The sequence below is a fragment of the Dinoroseobacter sp. PD6 genome (assembly GCF_028807315.1).
Lineage (GTDB): Bacteria > Pseudomonadota > Alphaproteobacteria > Rhodobacterales > Rhodobacteraceae > Dinoroseobacter > Dinoroseobacter shibae.
The window spans coordinates 235,936-257,766 of sequence record NZ_JARAMN010000001.1 but is presented as its reverse complement, the minus strand read 5'-3'; the positions used below and the strand labels follow the sequence as shown (position 1 = coordinate 257,766).

At 66.1% G+C, this 21,831-nt stretch carries 22 protein-coding genes and 1 tRNA gene; 13 read left to right on the top strand and 10 right to left on the bottom strand.

Going from position 1 to position 21,831, the window contains the following annotated elements:
• Positions 1-134: 134 nt before the first annotated feature.
• The 7 genes from xsc to PVW48_RS01070 form a co-directional block, all read right to left on the bottom strand.
• Complete coding sequence (xsc, locus tag PVW48_RS01100; protein WP_274579900.1) at positions 135-1,916, bottom strand: sulfoacetaldehyde acetyltransferase; 1,782 nt, start codon at positions 1,914-1,916, stop codon at positions 135-137.
• A gap of 24 nt (positions 1,917-1,940) precedes the next feature.
• Positions 1,941-3,335 (bottom strand): NAD(P)/FAD-dependent oxidoreductase, encoded by a 1,395-nt coding sequence (locus PVW48_RS01095; RefSeq protein WP_012178501.1) that lies wholly within the window; start codon positions 3,333-3,335, stop codon positions 1,941-1,943.
• Between the two features lie 27 nt (positions 3,336-3,362).
• Positions 3,363-3,749, bottom strand: a complete 387-nt coding sequence (locus tag PVW48_RS01090) for a nuclear transport factor 2 family protein (protein WP_274579899.1) — start codon at positions 3,747-3,749, stop codon at positions 3,363-3,365.
• 24 nt (positions 3,750-3,773) lie between these two features.
• A complete protein-coding gene (locus tag PVW48_RS01085) occupies positions 3,774-4,277 on the bottom strand; it encodes a universal stress protein (RefSeq protein ID WP_274579897.1) in 504 nt (167 codons plus the stop codon).
• Between the two features lie 24 nt (positions 4,278-4,301).
• Complete coding sequence (locus tag PVW48_RS01080; RefSeq protein WP_274579896.1) at positions 4,302-5,642, bottom strand: TRAP transporter large permease; 1,341 nt, start codon at positions 5,640-5,642, stop codon at positions 4,302-4,304.
• Positions 5,642-6,208, bottom strand: coding sequence for a TRAP transporter small permease (locus tag PVW48_RS01075; RefSeq protein WP_274579895.1), 567 nt, complete (start codon positions 6,206-6,208; stop codon positions 5,642-5,644). The genes PVW48_RS01080 and PVW48_RS01075 overlap by 1 nt, the downstream gene beginning before the upstream one ends.
• 63 nt (positions 6,209-6,271) lie before the next feature.
• The gene (locus PVW48_RS01070) at positions 6,272-7,288 is read right to left on the bottom strand and encodes a TRAP transporter substrate-binding protein (RefSeq protein ID WP_274579894.1); all 1,017 of its coding nucleotides are present in this window, start codon (positions 7,286-7,288) and stop codon (positions 6,272-6,274) included.
• Between the two features lie 156 nt (positions 7,289-7,444).
• Here PVW48_RS01070 and pdxR point away from each other — a divergent pair, with 156 nt between their 5' ends.
• On the top strand, positions 7,445-8,920 hold the full coding sequence (gene pdxR / locus PVW48_RS01065; RefSeq protein WP_274579893.1) for a MocR-like pyridoxine biosynthesis transcription factor PdxR: 1,476 nt from the start codon (positions 7,445-7,447) through the stop codon (positions 8,918-8,920).
• Between the two features lie 429 nt (positions 8,921-9,349).
• Here pdxR and PVW48_RS01060 read toward each other — a convergent pair.
• Positions 9,350-9,434: transfer RNA gene (locus tag PVW48_RS01060), tRNA-Leu, on the bottom strand.
• A gap of 166 nt (positions 9,435-9,600) precedes the next feature.
• Here PVW48_RS01060 and PVW48_RS01055 point away from each other — a divergent pair.
• A complete protein-coding gene (locus PVW48_RS01055; RefSeq protein ID WP_274579892.1) occupies positions 9,601-10,710 on the top strand; it encodes a Hint domain-containing protein in 1,110 nt (369 codons plus the stop codon).
• Between the two features lies 1 nt (position 10,711).
• Here the strand turns inward: PVW48_RS01055 and PVW48_RS01050 are convergent, their stop codons facing one another.
• Entirely contained in the window at positions 10,712-12,283 is a 1,572-nt protein-coding gene (locus tag PVW48_RS01050; RefSeq protein ID WP_274579891.1) for an NAD(P)H-hydrate dehydratase, read from the bottom strand.
• 170 nt (positions 12,284-12,453) lie between these two features.
• On the opposite strand from PVW48_RS01050, the gene PVW48_RS01045 reads away from it, so the two are divergent.
• The 3 genes from PVW48_RS01045 to PVW48_RS01035 all read left to right on the top strand — a co-directional run bounded on the left by PVW48_RS01045 (position 12,454) and on the right by PVW48_RS01035 (position 15,651).
• On the top strand, positions 12,454-12,792 hold the full coding sequence (locus PVW48_RS01045; protein WP_012178510.1) for a P-II family nitrogen regulator: 339 nt from the start codon (positions 12,454-12,456) through the stop codon (positions 12,790-12,792).
• Between the two features lie 67 nt (positions 12,793-12,859).
• Complete coding sequence (glnA, locus tag PVW48_RS01040) at positions 12,860-14,266, top strand: type I glutamate--ammonia ligase (RefSeq protein WP_012178511.1); 1,407 nt, start codon at positions 12,860-12,862, stop codon at positions 14,264-14,266.
• A 167-nt stretch (positions 14,267-14,433) separates the two neighbouring features.
• Positions 14,434-15,651 carry a bifunctional alpha/beta hydrolase/OsmC family protein gene (locus PVW48_RS01035; RefSeq protein WP_274579890.1) on the top strand — a complete coding sequence of 406 codons (1,218 nt, stop codon included), beginning with the start codon at positions 14,434-14,436 and terminating at the stop codon, positions 15,649-15,651.
• 191 nt (positions 15,652-15,842) lie between these two features.
• Here the strand turns inward: PVW48_RS01035 and PVW48_RS01030 are convergent, their stop codons facing one another.
• Positions 15,843-16,253 (bottom strand): DUF6314 family protein, encoded by a 411-nt coding sequence (locus PVW48_RS01030; protein WP_274579889.1) that lies wholly within the window; start codon positions 16,251-16,253, stop codon positions 15,843-15,845.
• An 84-nt stretch (positions 16,254-16,337) separates the two neighbouring features.
• On the opposite strand from PVW48_RS01030, the gene purB reads away from it, so the two are divergent.
• From purB to nthA, 8 genes are all read left to right on the top strand, one after another.
• A complete protein-coding gene (purB, locus tag PVW48_RS01025) occupies positions 16,338-17,642 on the top strand; it encodes an adenylosuccinate lyase (RefSeq protein ID WP_044027725.1) in 1,305 nt (434 codons plus the stop codon).
• 99 nt (positions 17,643-17,741) lie between these two features.
• Positions 17,742-17,909: a hypothetical protein gene (locus tag PVW48_RS01020; protein ID WP_012178515.1), complete on the top strand. Its 168-nt coding sequence runs from the start codon at positions 17,742-17,744 to the stop codon at positions 17,907-17,909.
• 104 nt (positions 17,910-18,013) lie between these two features.
• On the top strand, positions 18,014-18,547 hold the full coding sequence (locus PVW48_RS01015) for a tetratricopeptide repeat protein (RefSeq protein WP_274579888.1): 534 nt from the start codon (positions 18,014-18,016) through the stop codon (positions 18,545-18,547).
• Between the two features lie 74 nt (positions 18,548-18,621).
• A complete protein-coding gene (locus tag PVW48_RS01010; protein WP_274579887.1) occupies positions 18,622-19,653 on the top strand; it encodes a flagellar motor switch protein FliG in 1,032 nt (343 codons plus the stop codon).
• Between the two features lie 381 nt (positions 19,654-20,034).
• A complete protein-coding gene (locus PVW48_RS01005) occupies positions 20,035-20,478 on the top strand; it encodes a hypothetical protein (RefSeq protein WP_012178518.1) in 444 nt (147 codons plus the stop codon).
• A 98-nt stretch (positions 20,479-20,576) separates the two neighbouring features.
• Positions 20,577-20,945 (top strand): SH3-like domain-containing protein, encoded by a 369-nt coding sequence (locus PVW48_RS20075; protein ID WP_012178519.1) that lies wholly within the window; start codon positions 20,577-20,579, stop codon positions 20,943-20,945.
• Positions 20,920-21,228: an SH3-like domain-containing protein gene (locus PVW48_RS20070; protein WP_012178520.1), complete on the top strand. Its 309-nt coding sequence runs from the start codon at positions 20,920-20,922 to the stop codon at positions 21,226-21,228. The genes PVW48_RS20075 and PVW48_RS20070 overlap by 26 nt, the downstream gene beginning before the upstream one ends.
• The gene (nthA, locus tag PVW48_RS00995) at positions 21,218-21,829 is read left to right on the top strand and encodes a nitrile hydratase subunit alpha (RefSeq protein WP_274579886.1); all 612 of its coding nucleotides are present in this window, start codon (positions 21,218-21,220) and stop codon (positions 21,827-21,829) included. Before PVW48_RS20070 ends, nthA begins: the two co-directional genes overlap by 11 nt.
• Positions 21,830-21,831: the final 2 nt, after the last annotated feature.

Below are 21,831 nucleotides of genomic sequence, written 5' to 3'. Positions count from 1 at the left end.
CAGGATCTCCTCGCGGCACCGGTTCGGGGTCGGCGCGCCACTACGATTGGCAGGGGCCGCAAGGCATGGCTGCGCCTTGCGGGCCCGGGATTGGGGAGGGCGCCGCCTGGGGGCGCCCTCCCGGGTTTTCAGGCTCAGAGGGCCTGCTGCTCGCGCATGTCCTCGCGCTTGATCCCGGCGACCGAGACCGGCTTTTTCATCGCGTCGCGACGGAAAGGCTCGCCCAGTTCCTGGTTCAGCACGACTTCGATGAAGGTGGTCACGCCATCGTTCATCTGCTCGCGCACGGCGGTGTTGAGGGCATCGGTCAGCTCTTCCATGCCGGTGCATTGCACGCCCTTGAGGCCGCAGCCCTTGGCGATCTCGGCATAGTTGACGCCCTCGTTCAGCTCGGTGCCGACGAAGTTGTCCTCGAACCACAGGGTCGTGTTGCGCTTTTCCGCGCCCCACTGGTAGTTGCGGAACACCACCATGGTGATCGCCGGCCAGTCGCCGCGCCCGCAGGCGGTCATCTCGTTCATCGAGATGCCGAAGGCGCCGTCCCCGGCAAAGCCCACCACGGGAACGTCCGGGCAGCCGATCTTGGCGCCGAGGATCGCCGGCAGGCCGTAGCCGCAGGGTCCGAAGAGGCCGGGCGCGAGGTACTTGCGGCCCTTCTCGAAGGACGGATAGGCGTTGCCGATGGCGCAGTTGTTGCCAATGTCGGAGCTGATGATCGCGTCCTTGGGCAGCGCGGACATGATCGCACGCCAGGCCTGGCGCGGCGACATGTGATCGGGCTTGGCCTTGCGGGCGCGCTCGTTCCAGTCGATGCCCTCGTCGGAATCGTCCTCGTGATCCATCGAAGACAGTTCCTGCGCCCAGCGGGATTTGGTCAGCGCGATCAGTTCCTTGCGCGCCTTGCGGCCCTTGTCGCCCGCCCCGTCGGAGAGGTTCTCCAGAAGCTGCTCGGCCACGCGCTTGGCGTCGCCCTGGATGGCCACGTCGACCTTCTTGGTCAGACCGATGCGGTCGGAGTTGATGTCGACCTGGATGATCTTGGCGTCCTTGGGCCAGTAATCGATGCCGTAGCCGGGCAGCGTGCTGAACGGGTTCAGACGGTTACCGAGGGCCAGGACCACGTCGGCCTTCTGGATGATCTCCATCGCCGCCTTGGAGCCGTTATAGCCCAGCGGGCCAACGCCCAGCGGGTGCGAGCCGGGGAAGGCATCGTTGTGCTGGTAGTTGCAGGCCACGGGCGCATCCAGCGCTTCGGCCAGTTTGGCGGACGCCTCGATCCCGCCGGACAGGACCACGCCCGCGCCGTTCAGGATCACCGGGAACTCGGCTTCGGAGAGCAGCTTGGCGGCGTCCTTGACGGCCTGCTCGCCACCCTGCGGGCGCTCCAGACGGATGATCTGGGGCAGCTCGATGTCGATCACCTGGGTCCAGTAGTCGCGCGGGATGTTGATCTGCGCCGGGGCGGAGCCGCGCCAGGCTTTCTCGATCACCCGGTTCAGGACTTCGGCCATGCGCGAGGGGTCGCGGACCTCTTCCTGGTAGCACACCATGTCCTCGAACAGTTTCATCTGCTCGATTTCCTGGAAGCCGCCCTGGCCGATGGTCTTGTTGGCCGCCTGGGGCGTGACCAGCAGAAGCGGCGTGTGGTTCCAGTAGGCGGTCTTCACGGGCGTCACGAAGTTGGTGATGCCGGGGCCGTTCTGGGCGATCATCATCGACATCTTGCCCGTGGCGCGGGTGTAGCCGTCGGCGATCATGCCGCCGGAGGTTTCATGGGCACAGTCCCAAAACTTGATGCCCGCCTGCGGGAACAGGTCGGAGATCGGCATCATGGCGGAACCGATAATGCCGAAGGCGTTGTCGATACCGTGCATCTGCAGAACCTTCACGAAGGCCTCTTCGGTCGTCATTTTCATCGGTCTTGTCCTTTCTTCAGGAATTCAGAGAATTTCGTCGCGCACGTAGTAGTAGGGATAGGCGATCCGCTGGCCCAACCTGCGGAAGGGGGTGAGGATGCCGTGGCTCGGCAGTTGCGAGGTGAAGATCGGCAGCTTCAGCTCCCGGCCCTGCCCCGCCACCATCTGCGCCATGCGCTTGCCGGCCTGTGCGGAGTACATGACCCCGTTGCCGCCATAGCCCATCGCGTAGAAGATCGTCTGCTTCGGGTCGGGCTGGAAGATGCGGGGCATCATGTCGTGGCTGACATCCACCCATCCCCACCAGGAGTAATCCAGCTCGATGCCTTCGAGCGCCGGGAACTTGCGGTAGAGCCCTTTTTGCAGCAGATCCAGGTGCTTGGGGTTCTCCGCATCCGGGCCCGTGATGGCGCTGCGGCTGCCGATCTGGACGCGGCCATCGGGCAGGAAGCGATAGTAATGCCGCAAGGTCCGGGTGTCGGTCAGCGGCGATTTCACCTGGAAGCCGCATTCGGCCTTCTCGTCATCGGTCAGCGGACGCGTCACGATGGAGTTGGACAGGATCGGCATCAGCCGGTGCTTGGTCTTCTCGTTCAGCCCCGGCGGAGTGTAGCCGGCCGTGGCCAGCGCCACCGCACGCGCGCGCACGGTCCCGCCCGGTGTGGTCAGGTGATGCACGCCGTCGACGATCTTCCAGCCCATGACCGGGCTGGCGGTATGGATCTTGGCCCCGAGCTTGCGCGCCAGCCGGACATAGCTGAAGGCCAGCTTGGCGGCGTGCACCGAGGTGCCATCGGGCTCCCAGAGGGCGCCGTGGGCCTCCTGGTCGCGCACGTATCTCTCGTGCAGCTCCGCGCGGGACACCATGCGCGCGCCGTAGCCGAACACGTCGTTGAGCACGGCGCATTCCTTGGCCAGCTTCGGCATGACCTTGTCGCGGTGGGCGGTGTAGAAATGGCCCCCCGTCTGCGGATCGCAGTCGATGTCGTCGGACCCGATCAGGTCGTTGAACAGCTCGAACGCCTCGCAGACTTCGGCGTGCATGTCCTTGGCGACCTCGACGCCCCAGCGCTTGATCCACTCGGACCGCTTGAGGCGGCCGGACGAGATCTGCGCCTGCCCGCCATTGCGGGTGGAGCAGCCCCAGGCAACGGTGTTGGCTTCGAGAACATGGGCCTTGATGCCATGCTCCTTGGCCAGGTGGATCGCCGTGGATAGCCCGGTATAGCCGGAGCCCACGACCACCACGTCGGCGTCGATATCCCCCGTGATCGGGCCGTCATCCTCGGGCGGGGTGCCCGCGGTGTCGATCCAGTAGGTCGGCGCGTGGTCCCGGTTATGCCCCGGGCCCGCGTCGATGATCGGATCGTAGCGTGGATCGTAGCTGGCCTTGGGCCAGTGCTTCGGTCTGTGTGGCATTTTGGTGCTCCATCAAGGAGATGAAAGTTAGGCTTTGAACGGGGGCCGGGATTTGCGCAGGGCCTGTTTGACGACGATCTTGCCGTCGCGCAGGGTGAAGAGGTCCGCACCCTGTGCCTCGACGCGCATGCCCTCGGCATCGGTCCCCGAGAAGGTCCATTCCGACACCGCGCGGTCGCCATGCACGAAATGGCTGTGGTGGTCCCAATGGGCGTCCGACATGGAGCCCCAGACCCCGGAGAAGGCCTTGGCGATCGCCTCGGCGCCGTCGATGCGGGTGCCGTGGGCCTCGTTGCCGCCGACGGTGTAGAACACGCAATCGTCGGCGAAATGGGTCATCACGCCGTCGATGTCATGCCGGTTGAAGGCATCGAAGGTCTCGGACAGGTCCTGGGCGGTCAGTGTCTTGGTCATCGGTGATACTCCTGTTCTTGGGGGCTAGGCGCTCGGGGTGGTATCGCGATACGGGACCACGAGCGTCGGAATGGTGGATCGGCGCAGAACGCGTTTCGCGACGGTGCCGAGGAAGGTGTGCGAGAAGCCGTGTTCATGGGCCCCCAGCACGATCAGGTCGCATTCCAGTTCGGTCGCCCGGCGCAGGATGACCTCGGCCGGGTGGCCATCGACCAGCTCGATCGACGCCACCTGGTTCTGGATGTCGCGGTCTTCCTCGCTGACATGGGCCCAGAATTCGCGCTGGCGCTCGGCCATGACGGTCTTGAGATGGGCATGCCGGGCCTTGTCGGCGGTTTCGCTGGACCCGGTGGTCTGCATGTAGAGTTGCAGCGCGATCCGGGTCTCGTCGCTCATCGGCTGGACCGCGTGCACCAGGTGCAGCTTGGCGCCGGTCACCGCCGCCAGGTTGGCCGCGTGGCACATGGTATAGGCCGAGTGCTTCGACAGGTCGGTCGCGCACAGGATGTGGGTGATCATCTGTTTCATGGGAAACTCCAATTCCGACCGGGGTCAGTAGCCGAGAAGCCGCGGTAGCCAGAGCGTGATTTCGGGGACGAAGGCGATGATGAAGATCGCGACCGTGTTGATGAAGGCGAAGGGCAGTGCCGCGACGGAGATCCGCTCGATCGAGATGTTCGAGATGCCCGAGGCGATGAACAGGTTCTCCCCCAGGGGCGGGGTCTGGAACCCGATCCCGAGACAGCACACCATGACCACACCGAAATGGATCGGGTCGATGCCGACGCTGTAGGCCACCGGCAGCATCACCGGCACCAGGATCAGGATGGTGGCCAGCGTTTCCATGAACATACCGACAAACAGCAGGAACAGGATCACCAGCGTCCAGATGATGTAGATGTTGTCGGTGATCGACAGCATGCCGTTGGCGATCACGGCAGGGATCTGGTTTTCCACCAGCAGCCGCCCGAAAACGGTCGCGGTGAACATGATCAGCAGCACCCGCCCGGTCAGCCAGGTCGTGGTCTCCAGCGCGGTGAAGAGCTTCTGCCAGCTCAGTTCGCGGTAGATGACCGTGCCCACCACCAGCGTGTAGAAGATCGCCACGATGGCCGCCTCGGTCGGCGTGAAGAAGCCCGAATAGATACCGCCCAGGATCACCAGCGGCGCCATGAGCGCCCAGAAGCCGCGATACATCTCGCACCAGATCTGGCGCGCGGACCAGCCCTCGGCGGAGCCCTTGTAGCCGTGCTTCTTGGCCAGGATGTAGTTCATCAGCAGCAGGCTGCCGGCGATCAGGAAGGCAGGCATGAAGCCGGCGATGAACAGTTTCGGGATCGACACGGTCTGGAAGGTGCCGAATTTCTCCACCGCTTCGGGCGGCGCGGGCATGCCGAGCGCGGCGATGCCGAAGATGATGAGCGGGATCGAGGGCGGGATCACGATGCCCAGGCCACCCGACGACGCGGTGATGGCCGAGGAATAGCTGCGCCCGTAGCCGCGCTGGATCATCGCCGGGATCATCAGCATGCCGACGGCCGCCGTCGTCGCGGGCCCGGAGCCCGAGATCGCGCCGAAGAACAGGCAGGCGAACACGGTTGCCGCGGACATGCCGCCGGTGAAGGGCCCCGCGAAGCTCTCGGCCACGTTGATCAGCCGCCGCGACAGTCCGGATGCCTCCATCAGGGCGCCCGCCAGGATGAAGGCCGGCAGGGCCATCAGCGGGAAGGAGCCCACCGAGGTGAAGGCGATCTGCACGAACTTGATCGGGTTCTCGCCGAGATAGAGGAAGGAGATCAGCGTGGAGACCCCGAGCGCGACCGTGATCGGTGCGCCGATCAGCAACAGCGTGAGGAACCCGCCGAACAGGATCAGGATGATTTCGCTTTCCATTAGTTCTGCTCCTCATCGTGGCGCGGCTTGCGTGCGGCGTCGTCGGTTCCAGCGCGGACTTCGTCGAGGTCGATGGCGTCGGGATCGCGCAAATCCTCGCCCAGAACGATCTTGCGGTAATTCACCTGCAGAACCCGGAACGTCATCAGCGAGAACGCGATGGGCAGCACGATGTAGACCCAGCTGAGGTGGAACCCCATGGTCTGGGACGACTGGAACCGGTTCATCTTGTTGAAGATGAAATCGATCGCCAGGTAGACGAAATAGACGTTGAAGAAGATCCAGAAGAGATCGGCAAACGCCTCGATATACTTGATTTTGCGCGGTGGCAGGAACTTGAACTGAAAGGTGACGCGGTTATGCGCGCCCATCTTGGCGGCATAGCTGGCCCCGAAGAACACGAACCAGACGAACATGTAGATCGACAGCTCTTCGACCCACGAGAACGAGAAGTCGAACAGTGTCCGGACGATCACCTGCAGGAACAGCAGGCAAACGAAGATCGCCAGCAAGGTCCGACAGATGTAGCTCTCGATATTGTCGACGATGTGCCAGAATTTGGTCATGGTCCCCTCCCACTCGGCTGAGACAGGCGCCCGGGGGCGCCTGTCATGCTTTCGGCGTCCGACTTATTCGGTGACGGGATCGCGACCGATCTCGGCCAGGACGGCATTCATCTTCTCGATGCCGCCGATGCTGTCGTAGAACTTCGGCCAGACGGCCTCGGTCGCGAGCGTGATGAACTCTTCCTCGTTGTTCACCGGATCCATGATCTCCATGCCCTTTTCGACGAGCAGTTCCTTGATCTCGGCTTCCTTCTCGCGGAGGAACTGGGACGAGGCGGCCGTGGCGCGCTTGCCGGCTTCGAGAACGATCTCCTGGTCTTCGGCGGAGAGTTCCTGGAACACCTGCTCGGAGATGATCAGCGGCTCGATGGAGAAGATGTAGCGCAGGTTCGTGACGTACTTCTGTACCTCGTAGAACTTCATCGCGTTGATGGTGATGTAGGGATTGTCCTGGCCATCGACGACCTGGGTCTGCAGGCCGGCGAAGGTCTCGGACCATGCCATCGGCGTCGGGCTGATGCCCCAGGCCTTGTAGGTGTCGATCATGATCTCGTTCTTGGGAACGCGGATCACCAGCCCCTGCAGGTCGGCGACCGAGGTGACCGGCTGCTTGGAGTTGGTCAGGCGCCGGAAGCCGGTGTAGGTCCAGGCAATGATACGCACGCCTGCGTCGTTGATGGTGTTCTCGGTCAGCTCTGCGCCGATCGGACCCTGGGTCAGCTTCTCGGCATCTTCGAGGCTGAGGATGACATAGGGCAGCGAGAACACGCCCACGGTGGGCGAGAAGGGCGTGACGTTGTTGATGGCCAGGATCGACATGTCGAGCGTGCCGATGGCGGCCTCGTTGACGGTGTCCTGCTCGGAGCCGAGCTGACCGTTCAGGAACAGGGTTCCGGTGTGCTCACCGCCCGAAAGTTCTTCGAGCGCTTCGACGAAGGCGAGACCGGTGGCCTCCTGGCTGCTGCCGCCGCTGTCACCGACGGCGATCTTGAAGTTCTTTGCATCGGCCACGCCCATGCTCATGATGGTCGCGGTCAGTGCAATTGCCGCACTGGACGTCATCCGGGAAAGAAATGTCATATGGTCCTCCATTTTTGGCTGCGCCTTGGCGCATCGCTTGCAGGAAATGCGTCATGTCCTCCCCCCAAGCTGTGGGCTGGTTAAGGCGAATCCCGGACTCGACGTTAGGGCCAGAAATTTTATTGACTTAGACCAGTTCGGTTAACATGCTGAACCATGGCCAAACCTCGTATCGCGGCGGATGTCTTCTTTCTCGACCGGACGACCAACAGACCGCTGCAAACCCAGATTCGCGAAACCGTCGTGGCGTCGATCCTGTCCAAGCAGGCGTTGCCGGGGGCGCTGATGCCGTCCTCGCGCAAGCTGGCCGCGCATCTCGGGGTCGCGCGGATGACCGTCACCCTGGCCTTTCAGGAGCTGGTCTCGCAGGGCTATCTCGAAGCCCACAGCCGCAGCGGCTACCGTGTGGCCGACACCGAGACCCTGTCGCTGCTGCCCGTGGGGACCGAGGCCGAACCGGTCGACAACAGTGCGCTTTGGCGCAACGTGCTGTCGGAGAACCTGCGCGCCCGGCGCCGGGTGATCAAGCCGAAGGACTGGCGCGCCCTGCCCTACCCGTTCGTTTTCGGCGAGATGGACACCAGCCTGTTCAATCACACCGCCTGGCGCGAATGCGTCCGGCAGGCGATGGGCACGCGGGATTTCGACCTGATGGCCAGCAACGAGGCCACCGACGACCCGCTCCTGGTCGACTACATCCTGTCGCGGATGTTGCCGCGGCGGGGGATCACGGCCACGCGCGACCAGGTGCTGATCACCGTTGGGGCGCAGAATGCCCTGTGGCTGGCGATCGAGCTTCTGACCCGCGCGCCGCTGAAGGCGATCTGCGAGAACCCGTGCTATCCCGACACGCTGCAGGCGCTGCGCTGGTGCGGGGCGGAGGTCACGACGGTGGATGTGGACCGCGACGGGCTGGTGCCGCAGGACATTCCCGCGGGCACCCAGGCGGTGTTCGTCACCCCCAGCCACCATGCCCCCACGGGCGCCACGCTGACGCGGGCACGGCGCGAACGGCTGCTGGAGATGGCGCAGGCGCGGGATTTCATCGTCGTGGAGGACGATTACGAGTTCGAGATGAGCTTTCTCGAACCGCCGAGCCCGGCGCTGAAGGCGATGGACCGGCATCAGCGCGTGCTCTATGCGGGCAGCTTTTCCAAGGCGATGTTTCCGGGGCTGCGGCTGGGCTACCTGGTTGGTCCGGCGCCGGTGATCGCCGAGGCGAAGGAGTTGCGCACGATGATGCTGCGCCATCCGCCCGGGCATCTGCAGCGCACGGCGGCCTATTTCCTGGCGCAGGGTCACTACGATCTGCTCATGCGCGACATGCGGCGGGAGTTCGCCAAGCGCCGCATGGCCGCGGTGGAGGCGTTGGACGGAACCGCCCTGGAGATGGTGGGTGCGGCCCGGTTCGGGGGCACGAGCCTGTGGATCAAGGCGCCGGACGGGGTCGATACCGTGGCGCTGGGTCAAGCGCTGCTGCGCGACGGCGTGGTGATCGAGCCCGGCGCGCCGTTCTTCAGCGGCCCGGACCAACCGACGGAATTCTTCCGGCTGGGCTATTCCTCGATCCCGGCGGACCGGATCGCAGAAGGGATCCGCCGGATCGACGCCAGGGTTGCGGAGTTCTGCTAGGCTGCGGACGCATGGATTTCCGCGTGGCAGCGCGAGGCGCGTTTCGAGAACGAGCGGTGAGCATGTGGACCCTTCGGGCCGACGCAGGTGCGTCTGCTCCCCTTGCGCCCGAAGTCCCACGGCCATCCTCCCGGTGATGAGGGGTATGTGCGTTCGGGCATTTTTCAGCCGCGAAGGCTTGGGGCGGCGGGACGCGCCCGGAGGATCGATTGCCGCCTCTGGAAAACGGGGCGCCGGAGAGACACGTTCTGGCACAGACCGGAGGGCATAGACGGGACGGATGCGCCGCCCGACGGCCACGCCGCCTCGCGCCGCTGGTTTTCGCCCCCTGCGCAGGGATGCCCCGCGCACAAATCCAGGGCCAGCCTGCGCGACGGATCCGCCCGCCCCAGCGAGGAGTGTTGAGCCGGGGAACGTATCAGGTGTGGATGGTGCGGGTGAAGGGACTCGAACCCCCACGCCTTGCGGCGCCAGAACCTAAATCTGGTGCGTCTACCAGTTCCGCCACACCCGCGATGGGCGGCTCTTAGCAAACCGCGGCCGCCTTTCAAAGGGGCATTTGCAGCCGTCCGGGTTTCGTGCCAGTAACAAATTAAGAATTGTGATGTATCCCTCGAAACAGATGCTTGTATGCGCGTCCGCAGCGGGAAACAGCGCCGTGTGTCAGTGAGAGTAGCAAGATGGAAACCTACCAGATCTGGGCGCTGGCCGCCGATCAGGTCCTCGTGCAAGAGGGGGTGACCGGCAGCGATGGTGTGCCTGTCCCCGGGACCGCGGTGCCCGACGGGTTGTCGGGCGGTAACCAGGGCGCGGGACGCCATCTGCCGGACCGGTTCATCACGCTGCAGAGCAACGGCTGGGTGCCGATCTCGATCCGCGATAACGAGGGGGACGTGAACTTCGCCGACAATGACGGCACGCAGGCCCTTGCCGGGACCACCCAGTTCGGCGGTACGCAGTACGCCCCCGGGCGGCGGGTGGAGGCCGAGTATACCCTGCAGGTCACTGACGGTACCGACACCTACACCATCATCGGCTTCAACATTCGCGAGCCGGATTCCGAGTTCAACAACTCCTTCGGCAGCACCGAAGGGCTGGCCTTCATCGGGACTTTTCCACCCGTGGGCGTGCCGCTGCGGGTGATCAGCGCCTCCGAAGGTCCGGGCAGGACCGCGACACCGGCTGCCACCTACGCCACCCCGCCTTGCTTCACCCCGGGGACCCTGATCGAGGTGCCCGGTGGCACCTGCCCGGTGGAGGCATTGCAGGTGGGCGATCTGGTGCTGACCCGCGATGATGGGGCGCAGCCGGTGCGCTGGGTCGGGTCCGCGCGGATCGACAGCGCGAAGCTTGCCGGCAACCCACGTTTCCGGCCCATCCTGCTGCGCGCGGGCGCGCTGGGGCCGGGGCGGCCGGCGCAGGACATGCGCGTGTCGCGGCAGCACCGGGTGCTGCTGGAGGATTGGCGCGCGGACCTGCTGTTTGGCAGCGCGCAGGTGCTGGCGGCGGCGGCGCATCTGGTGAACGACGACACCATCGTGCAGGTCTACGACCTGGAGCCGGTCACCTATCATCATTTCATGTTCGATCGGCACCAGATCGTGCGCGCGGACGGGATCTGGGCCGAGAGCCTGCGCCCCGGCCCCGCGATCCTGTCGACCCTGGGCCGCGCCGCCCAAGAGGAGCTGTTCGAGATCTTCCCGGAACTGCGCGAGGCCGAGGATGCCCCCTTCCCCGCTGCAAGGCCGCTCCTGCGGGATTGGGAAACCGAGGTGCTGCGCAAACCCTGAGCTACGGCGTATCGAGGGTGCGGATCACCTGCGGCAGCATCTCCGGCAGGTCCTTGGCGATCAGGCCCGGACCGAAGGCGCGGGCGGCCTCGACATGAAGCCAGGCGCCGGTCTCGGCAGCCTCCTGGGGGGGAAGCCCGCGCGCCAGAAGCCCCGTGATCATCCCGGCCAGCACATCGCCGGACCCGGCGGTCGCCAGCCAGGGGGCTGCCCGTGCATAGGCCGCCGCGTTGACCGCACAGCGCCCGTCCGGCGACGCGATGACCGTATCGGGCCCCTTGTAGAGTACCGTACAGCCCGCCCGCGCCGCCGCCGCCCGGGTGGCGTCGACCTTGGAGTAGGCCGGACCCCAGGTGGCGGGGGCGGCGAGTTTCTCGGCGATATCCGGAAAGAGCCGCGCGAACTCGCCGCCATGGGGGGTCAGCACCGTGTGCGGATGCAGGTCGCGGAACAGGGCATCGGGCGCCTCGGCAAACGCGCTGAGCGCGTCCGCGTCCAGCACGGTCGCACGCCCCGCAGCCAGCGCGCTCGCCACCAGCGCCCGGGTCTCCGCCCCGATGCCCAGACCAGGCCCGAGGCACAGGGTGGTCAGCCGCACATCCTCCAGCGCCGCGGCCAGCCCCTCGGCACCGTCGCAGCGCCGCAGCATGATCGCGGTCAGTTGCGTGGCGCATTCCATCATCGCCGCGCCCGGCGCGCCCACGGTCACCAGCCCCGCGCCGACCCGCAACGCCCCCCGCGCCGCAAGACGCGCGGCCCCCGAACGCCCCATCGGCCCGGACAGTACCAGCGCATGCCCATGGCCGTATTTGTGATCCTCCGCACCCTTGGACAGCGCCCGCGCCGAGGGGGCTCCGACCGCATGGACGCCGTCCTCCGCCCGCGCGGGCGGCGTCCGGTCGAGGCCGATACCCGCCACGACGGTCTTGCCGCAGAGCGCCGGCCCATCGCCGAGCCAATGGCCGCATTTGCAGGCATGAAATGTCACGGTCAGGTCGGCAGGCAGCGCGGTCCCGAGAATGCGGCCGCTGTCCGAACAGAGCCCGCTGGGCAGATCGACCGCCACCGCACGGGTTGCATCCGCCCGCAACTGTGCGCGCACCGCGGGCGCGGCGAAGACCGTGAAAGGCCCGGTGAAGGGCCGCCCCAGCCCCGTCCCGAAAAGCGCATCGACCAGCAGGTCGACCCGTTCGGGCACGGCGAGGCTGTCGTCCTGCGGCGGCGCAGGGTCGATCGCATGCACCGTCACCGGGCCGAGCGCGCACCACCGGTCGTGATTTGCCCGCGCGTCGGGCGGCAGCTTCTCGGGATCGCCGTAGAGACACACCTCCACCGCCCAGCCCCAGCCGTGCAACAAGCGCGCGATCACGAACCCGTCGCCGCCATTGTTGCCCGGCCCGCAGAGCACCAGCGCGCGGCGCGGGGCCGCCGCCAGATCCGGCCATTGGGCAAAGACCGCCTCGACCACGCCGCGCCCGGCGCGCTCCATCAACTCCAGCCCGGTGACCGCGCCACTGTCCATCGCGGCCTGCTCGATGGCCCGCATCCGGGCCGCTGTCAGGAGTTCCGTCATCTTGCCTCACCCAGGAGTTTTCGCCTTGCCCAATTCTTGGGCATACCGCACAAATCGCAGACAGCGCCCTGCTTTTCAGCGAACGCCACCGGACGGGGACACGCTACCGAATTGTGGAGGAGATTTGAAAGTGTTCTCCACGAAGCCACGGAACGAGAGGGAGTCGGAGGATGAAGAAGATCGAGGCCGTCATCAAGCCATTCAAACTCGATGAAGTGAAGGAAGCCCTCCAAGAGATTGGCGTGCAGGGACTTTCGGTCGTCGAGGTCAAGGGCTTCGGACGCCAGAAGGGACATACCGAGCTCTACCGGGGCGCTGAGTATGTCGTGGACTTCCTCCCGAAGGTGAAAATCGAGGTCGTCCTGCCGGACGATCAGGCGGACGCGGCCATCGAGGCCATCGTCGAGGCCGCCAAGACCGACAAGATCGGCGATGGCAAGATTTTCGTTTCCTCGGTCGAGCAGGCCATCCGTATCCGCACCGGGGAAACCGGCGAAGACGCACTCTGACCGCGGGCGTCAGCCGGGTCCGGGACACAATCACAACACATACAATCGACTGAAAAGGAAAGGTCACATGAGCAAGGACGCTGTTCTCAAGACCATCGCAGACGAGGAAATCGAATATGTCGATATCCGCTTCACGGACCCGCGCGGCAAGCTGCAGCACGTGACGGTGATCGCCGACCAGGTGGATGCCGACTTCCTCGAAGAGGGCTTCATGTTCGACGGCTCCTCGATCGCAGGATGGAAGTCCATCGACCAGTCCGACATGAAACTCATGCCGGACACCAACAGCGCCTATGTCGACCCGTTCTACGCGGAAAAGACCCTGTGCCTGCACTGTTCCATCGTCGAGCCCGACACCGGCGAGGCCTACGACCGCGACCCCCGCGGCACCGCCGAGAAGGCCGAGGCCTATCTGAAATCCTCGGGCATCGGCGATGTGGCCTATTTCGGGCCGGAAGCGGAATTCTTCCTGTTCGACGACGTGCGCTTCTCGGTCGAGATGAACAAGGTCTCCTTCGAGGTGGACGCACAGGATGCGGCCTGGAACTCGGATGCCGAGTACGAGATGGGCAACATGGGGCATCGGCCCGGCATCAAGGGCGGCTATTTCCCGGTCAACCCGATCGACGCGGCGCAGGATCTGCGCTCGGAAATGCTGTCGACCATGAAGCGCATGGGGATGAAGGTCGACAAGCACCACCACGAGGTGGCGTCCTGCCAGCACGAGCTGGGCCTGATCTTCGGCTCGCTCACCCACCAGGCCGATGAGCTGCAGAAGTACAAGTACGTGATCCACAACGTCGCGCACGCCTATGGCAAGTCGGCGACCTTCATGCCCAAGCCCATCGCGGGCGATAACGGGACCGGCATGCATGTGAACATGTCGATCTGGAAGGACGGCAAGCCGCTCTTTGCGGGCGACAAGTATGCCGACCTGAGCCAGGAGGCGCTGTATTTCATCGGCGGCATCCTGAAACACGCCAAGGCACTGAATGCCTTCACCAACCCCTCGACCAACTCCTACAAGCGCCTGATCCCGGGCTTCGAGGCGCCGGTGCTGCGGGCCTATTCCGCGCGCAACCGCTCCGGCTGCGTCCGGATCCCGTGGGCCGAGAGCCCCAAGGCCAAGCGCGTCGAGGCCCGCTTCCCGGACCCGGCGGCCAACCCCTATCTGTGCTTCGCCGCGCTGCTGATGGCCGGTCTCGACGGGATCAAGAACAAGATCGACCCGGGCGAGGCGTCCGACAAGGACCTCTACGACCTGCCCCCCGAGGAGCTGGCCGAGATCCCGACCGTCTGCGCCTCCCTGCGCGAAGCGCTCGATGCGCTGGAGGCGGATCACGAGTTCCTGCTGGCGGGCGACGTGTTCACCAAGGACCAGATCGACGGCTATTGCGAGCTGAAATGGGAAGAGGTGTATGCCTACGAGCACACGCCGCACCCGGTGGAATACAAGCTCTATTACAGCTGCTGATCCCGCGGGATCGGAAAGAAAGGGCGCCTTCGGGCGCCCTTTTTGCGTGGCGCACCGATTGTTTCATCGTGCCCGCGCGTCGTCACCCTTGCGTGACGGGGCTGACACATGGGTTGTTCGCGGCACGGCCCGCGCCCATTCTCTGGCTCCAACCACGGAGCTGCCCCATGCCTACCGAAAAGCTGACCTTCACCGGCCATTCCGGCGACACCCTTGCCGCGCGTCTCGACCTGCCCGAGGGCCCGCACCTGGCCACCGCGCTCTTTGCCCATTGCTTCACCTGCTCCAAGGACATCCCCGCCGCGCGCCGGATCGCGCAGCGGCTCGCGGCCATGGGGATCGCGGTTTTGCGGTTCGATTTCACCGGGCTGGGGCATTCGGCAGGCGAGTTCAGGAACACCACGTTTTCGTCCAACGTCGCCGACCTGCGGCTGGCGGCAGAGGCGCTGGCGGCGCGCGGCATGGCGCCCAGCCTGTTGATCGGGCACAGCCTGGGCGGGGCGGCCGTGCTGAAAGCGGTGCGCAGCATACCGGGGGTCAAGGCGGTGGCGACGATCGGCGCGCCCTTCGATCCCGGGCATGTCACCCATAATTTCGCCGAGGCGCTGGAGACGATCGCGGCGCAGGGCGAGGCCGAGGTGCAGCTGGGCGGGCGGCCCTTCCGGATCCGCAAGGCGTTCGTCGAGGATGTGACGGCCGAGAAACTGGCCCCCGAGATCGCCGCGATGAAGGCCGCCCTTCTAGTGCTGCACGCGCCGCTGGACGCGCAGGTGGGGATCGAGAACGCCACGCAGATCTTCGCGGCCGCGAAACATCCCAAGAGCTTCGTCACCCTCGACGATGCGGACCACCTGATCACCCGCGCTGCGGATGCGGATTACGCCGCCGAAGTGATCGCCGCTTGGGTCGGGCGATACCTGGACCTGCGCCCGCCCGCCCCGCCCCCGGGCGTGCCCGAGGGGATCACCCGGGTGTCGGAGGCCGATCCCGCCGGGTTCCTGCAGGACGTGAGCGCGGGCCCCTCCCATCACATCCAGGCCGATGAGCCGCTGGCCTATGGCGGCACCAATCGCGGGCTGACACCCTACCAGTTGCTGGCCGCCGGGCTGGGCGCCTGCACCTCGATGACCCTGCGGATGTATGCCCGCCAGAAGGGCTGGCCCCTGACCCATGTCTCGGTCGACGTGATGCACGACAAGGTGCACGGCCAGGACGCCAAGGGCGCTCATGACCGCATCGACAGTTTCGTGCGCCGCATCCACCTGGAGGGCGATCTGGACACGGCGCAGCAGGAGCGGCTGCTGGAGATCGCGGACAAGTGCCCGGTGCATCGCACGCTCGAGACCGGCGCACGCATCGTCACCGAACTGGCCGTGCCCGCCTGAGAGAGGTCCTACCGACGCGCGCAGAACCCCAAGGTTCGACATGCGTATTCGCACAAAGCCGAAGACCGCCAAGCGACCGGGCGGTCAAGGTTAACGACCCGGGCTTGGCGCACGCATCCTCTTTCATCTTTGCAAAAATACTCATGGCACGCCGCTGGCCCGGGGTGCCGCGCCGGGATGGTGCGGCCCCGTCAGTCCGCGCGCCGGTAGCGGCTGGTCATTTCGTAATCCTTGCGCGGGCCGCGGACGGTCCAGCGGCTCGTCCAGTCCGGCCAGGCGGAGAAATCGTAGGCAACGTCGTACTGGTCCGGCGCGCAGAAATGGGCCGCCTCCGGCCGTTCGCTCAGCGCGAAGCGGTGAAAGAACGCGCCATCGGCGAAATGCACCGCCACCGTCCCGCCCTCATCGCGCCAATCATAGCTGCGCTGCGCCGCGAAGGCGCCGCCGCGGGCCAGGGTCAAGCTCCCCTCTTCCTCATACAGCAACCCGTCCGGGCTGGGGCTGAACACCGCCGCCCCGTCAAACCGCCCGGACCCGCCCAGCCGGTCCGCGATCTCGCGCGACAGGGACCAGCAGCCCGTGAACTCCGCCAGGCTCAGCACCGCCTGCGACCCCTCTGATCCTTGTTCGTCCTGCCCATGCCCCGTATGACGCCCGCAAACTGTGTCAAACGCAAGGCTCCGCCCATGATCCCCCGCTATTCCCGCCCCGATATGGTCGCCATCTGGTCGCCCGAGACCAAGTTCCGCATCTGGTTCGAGATCGAGGCCCATGCCTGCGACGCCATGGCGGATCTCGGGGTGATCCCGCGCGAGAATGCCGAGGCCGTGTGGAAGGCCCGGGATGTGGAGTTCGACGTGGCCCGCATCGACGAGATCGAAGCGGTGACAAAGCATGACGTGATCGCGTTCCTGACCCATCTGGCCGAACATGTCGGCGCCGAAGAGGCGCGCTTCGTGCACCAGGGCATGACCTCGTCCGATGTGCTCGACACCTGTTTCAACGTGCAGCTGACCCGCGCGGCAGATATTCTTATCAAGGACTTGGAAGACCTTCTTGAAGCTTTGAAGCGCCGCGCGCTGGAACACAAGGACACCGTCCGCATCGGCCGGTCCCACGGCATCCATGCCGAGCCGACCACGATGGGCCTGACCTTCGCGCGGTTCTACGCGGAAATGGACCGCAATCTCAGCCGGATGCGCGACGCCCGGGCCGAGATCGCCACGGGCGCGATTTCGGGCGCGGTCGGCACATTCGCCAATATCGACCCGCGCGTGGAAGAGCATGTCTGCGACAAGCTCGGCCTGGTGCCCGAGCCGATCTCCACCCAGGTGATTCCGCGCGACCGGCACGCGGCCTTCTTCGCCACGCTCGGCGTCGTGGCGTCGTCCATCGAGAATATCGCGGTGGAAATCCGCCACATGCAGCGCACCGAAGTGCTGGAGGGGGCGGAGTTCTTCTCCATGGGGCAGAAGGGCTCCTCGGCCATGCCCCACAAGAAGAACCCGGTGCTGACCGAGAACCTGACGGGGCTGGCGCGCATGGTCCGCTCGGCGGTGATCCCGGCGATGGAGAACGTGGCACTGTGGCACGAGCGGGATATCTCCCACTCTTCGGTGGAGCGGATGATCGGCCCGGATGCGACCATCACCCTGGATTTCGCGCTGGCGCGGCTGACCTCGGTTGTCGACAAGATGTTGATCTTCCCGGAGAACATGCTGGAAAACATGAACAAGTTCCCCGGGCTGGTGATGAGCCAGCGCGTGCTGCTGGCCCTGACCCAGGCCGGCGTGAGCCGCGAGGACGCCTACACCTACGTGCAGCGCAACGCGCTCAAGGTCTGGGAGCATCGGACCGATTTCAAGGCCGAACTGCTGGCCGACCCGGATGTCACAGCTGCGCTCAGCCCCGCCGAGATCGAGGAGAAATTCGACCTCGGCTATCATACCAAGCATGTGGACACGATATTCGCCCGGGTTTTCGGCGACTGAGCGCAAAACGCGCCGCCCTGAAACCGGCACCACAGAAAAGGCTTTGCAGGCGCGATTTCCGTGCTACCGTTACTGCGTTCAAAAACACGGAGAGACGATATGCGCCTACCCGCGATTTTTACTGCCGCGATCCTGGCCTTCACGCCGGGCCTTGCCCTGGCCGAGTGCAACTGGGGCAAGAAGATGGAACAGACCGTCGCCAGCTGTGCCGAAGGCACGACCTGGGACGCGGCCAGCCAGACCTGCGTGACCGCGATCACCGGCTGAGCCTTGTTGTTTTGGAATTCCGGAAACGGTCCGTTACGGCGGGCCGTTTTCATTTGCAGCCTGCGTCCGGGCGCGGCCCGCAGGCAAGGACGGGGGGATGCGCCATGCGTCTGATATGGATCGCCGCGCTGGCGGCCCTGCCCCTCTCGGCCTTCGCGGCCGGAGGCGAGATTTTCGCACCTCCGGTCAAGACCGACACCACCACCATCTGCACGGGTCCGATGATCTGGGACGCTGCGCTGGAGCGGTGCGTGCGCGCGGACCAGAGCCACCTGTCCGATGACGACCGGCACGACGCCGTGCGCGAGCTGGCCTATGCCGGGGCCTATGACCGGGCGCTTGCGGTTCTGGCGCGCTTTGACGATCCGGGCGACGTGCGGGCGCTGACCTACCGGGGGTTCGTAGCGCGCATGACCGGGGACATGCCCGCTGCGATGGACTATTACCGTGCCGCTCTGGCCGCGGATCCCGACTATCACCCGGCGCGGTCCTACATGGCGCAAGGCCTTCTGGCCGCGGGGGACCGCGCCGGGGCGCGGACCGAACTGCGCGAAATCAGGGCCCGTGGCGGGCGGGAGACCTGGGCGGCGTTCTCCCTCGCACAGGCATTGCGCAGCAACAGCGGCTATGCCTACTGAAAAACGCCGCGCCCTAACCGGGCATTAAGGTTCACCTGCCACACCTGACCGGGTGAATGCAGGCGGAGAACCGGGTGAGCACGGCAACAGTTTCAAAACCCGCGGGCGCGGGCCTTGCGCTGACGCGACGGCAGAAGGCGGCCGTGGTGCTGCGGCTCCTGCTCGAAGACGGTCTGGCGCCCGACCTGACCGGGCTGACCGCGCACCAGCAGGCGACCCTTGCGCAGGAGATGGGGCAGCTGAAGCCGATCTCGCGGGACCAGTTGCAGGCCGTGGTGGCGGAATTTGTGAGCGAGCTGGACGACTTGGGCCTGTCCTTCCCCAAGGGGCTCAACGACGCGCTGGAAAAACTCTCGGGCCATATCTCCGAAGACGTCGCGCTGGCCTTGCGAAGGGAGGCCGGGCTGACCGCGCAACGCTCGATCTGGGATATCCTGTCGGAGATGGAGGCCGAGGCGATCGTGCCCCTGATCGACGGCGAAAGCGCCGAGATCTGCGCCGTGATCCTGTCGAAGATCAAGGTCGGCAAGGCCGCTGATGTGCTCGGGCTGTTGCCCGGGGCGCGCGCCCGGCGGATCACCTTTGCGATTTCCCAGACCAGCGGGATCAACCCGATGTTGGTGGACCAGATCGGTGACAGCCTGCGCGTGCGGATCGAAGCGGCCCCGGCGCAGGCCTTCGCCAAGGATCCGGTGGCCCGCCTGGGCGATATCCTGAATTCCTCGGCGGCCGCCACCCGCGACGAGTTGCTGACCGGGCTGGACGAATCCGACGAGGGGTTCGCCAGCAAGGTGCGCAAGGCGATCTTCACCTTCGCCCATATCACCGACCGGGTCAGCGCCAAGGACATTCCGGCGATCACCCGGGAGGTGGATGGCGATGTGCTGGTCCGCGCCCTCGCCGCGGGCGCGGAAGCCTATCCGCAGGTGGTGGAGTTCATCCTCGAGAACATGTCCAAGCGCATGGCCGACCAGTTGCGCGACGAGATGGCGGAAATCGGGACCGTGCCCGCCAGGGAAGGCGAGACGGCAATGACCGACGTGGTCATGGCGATCCGCAAACTGGAAGCGGATGGCGAGATCGCCCTGATCGTCGAAGAGGCCTGAGCGGCCCGTTGCACCCCGCGGCGACCGGTCCCAAGGCCCCGCACCCTCTGCCGGAGCAGACGACATTCCACCTCACTCCGGCAGCGCCCGCCGGCGTCCTGGGCGACGGCCGCGCCGTGATATAGCCACCCTCGCAGCGCGCCGTCTTGCGCCCGCGTAGCGGTCGGTCGCCGTCTTTGCCCGAATGACAAACACATTCCGCCGCGCCGAGAACCGCACATCACCGGCGCGCGCGGGAAAAATCCCGGACACAGCCGGGCCAAGGTGACTTTGTCACCGTGCAACCCGGCCCGGAGATGGCAAGAGCGGTGCGAGACCACCGGCACGGTGCCGCGGTCCGGACCCCTCCGGCCAGCCCGTCCCAATCACAAGGAGCCATCCATGCCTTTCCTGAAATCCGTCGCCCTCGCCGCCCTGATCGGCCTCACCTCGACCGTCTCGGCCCTGGCCGAAGGCCCCTCGAAAGTGGTGACCGTGGTGACCTCGCCCGAGCCGCAAACCCAGCTGATGGCCATGGTGCTGACCATGCAGGCTGCACAGCAGGGTGCCGAGGCCCATATCCTGCTCTGCGGCCCGGCGGGCGATCTTGGCCTGCGCGACGCGCCGGCCGGTGCCACCGCCGGCCAGCCGCCCAAGGACATGAGCCCCCAGGGGCTGATGAAGGCGATTCAGGCCAATACGGGCGCCACGGTGGAGGTCTGCGCGATCTATCTGCCCGGGCGCGGTGAAGATGCTTCGGTGCTCCTGGAGGGTGTTGGTGTGGCCAAGCCCGAAGAGATGGCCGCGAAGTTGATGGCGCCCGAGGCGCGTGTTCTCAGCTTCTGAGCCTGGGCCGCCGCGCGGGTCCTCCCAGCGCGCGGCGGCTTTTTTTGCCGGGCACGCCCCCCGTTGCCCACACCCCCGATCCGGCCTAGGCTCGGGCCATGAGCGATACATCTGACCCCCCTTCCCCGCCGCCCCTGACCGCCAAGAGCTGGTTCGACATGGGCGGTGATGCGGCGGGCCCTGTCCTGCCCTCCGAACACGATTTCGCCCTGTGGGAGAAGCGCGTCGATGCGCTGGTCATCCTGTGCCAGGGCAAGGGTTTGTTTTCCGTGGACGGGTTGCGCCGCGCGCTGGAAGACATGGGGCCCGAGGCCTTCGAGAGCCTGAGTTATTACGAACGCTGGGTGATGGCCCTGCGCCGCAACCTCGTCGAGGCTGGCGCCGTCACCCCGGCGGAGATCGCCGCCCGGATCGAAGAGATCCGCGCCCGCGGCGAGACCTATGGCACGGTCACGGGCGGTGACTGAGCGCGCCCCCCTGCCCGACCGCGTGCGGGTCAAGACCTGGATGCCGCCGGGCCATATTCGCACCCCGGCCTATCTGCGCGGCAAGACCGGCGTGATCGAACGCCGCCTGCCCGCCTTTCCCAATCCCGAACTGCTGGCATATCGCCTGCCCGCGCCGGAGGTGCCGCTTTACCGGGTGCGCTTCACCATGGCCGAGGTCTGGGGCGCGCAAGCCCCCCATCCCGAGGACACGCTGGACGCGGAGATCTACGAACACTGGCTGGAGCCCGCCGATGCCCCATGATCACGCCGCCCCGCACCCGCACCGCCCCGACCAGGACGGCCCCCTGACCGAAGCGCAGCTGACCGAGATCGCCCTGCGCGAGTTGCTGATCGAAAAGGGCGTTCTGACCCCGGCGGAGGTCACCGCCCAGGTCACGCAGATGGACGCCCGCAGCCCGGCCAACGGCGCGGCGGTGGTGGCACGGGCCTGGACCGACCCGGCCTTTCGGGCGCGGCTGCTGGCCGACGGCTCCGAGGCCTGCCGCGAAATGGGGTATGATATCGGCACGCTGAACCTGATCGCGGTGGAGAACACGCCAGAGGTCCACAACGTGATCGTCTGCACGCTCTGCTCGTGCTATCCGCGCAACCTGCTGGGCCTGCCGCCCGACTGGTACAAGAGCCGCGCCTACCGGTCCCGCACGGTGAAGGACCCGCGCGGGGTGCTGGCGGAATTCGGCACCGAACTGCCCCGGGGGATGACCGTGCGGGTGCACGATTCGACCGCCGACATGCGCTATATCGTGATCCCGCAGCGGCCCGCAGGCACCGAAACCCTGTCGCCGGAAGCCCTTGCCGCCCTAGTCACACGGGACGGCATGATCGGGGTGACCCGGCTCTGAGC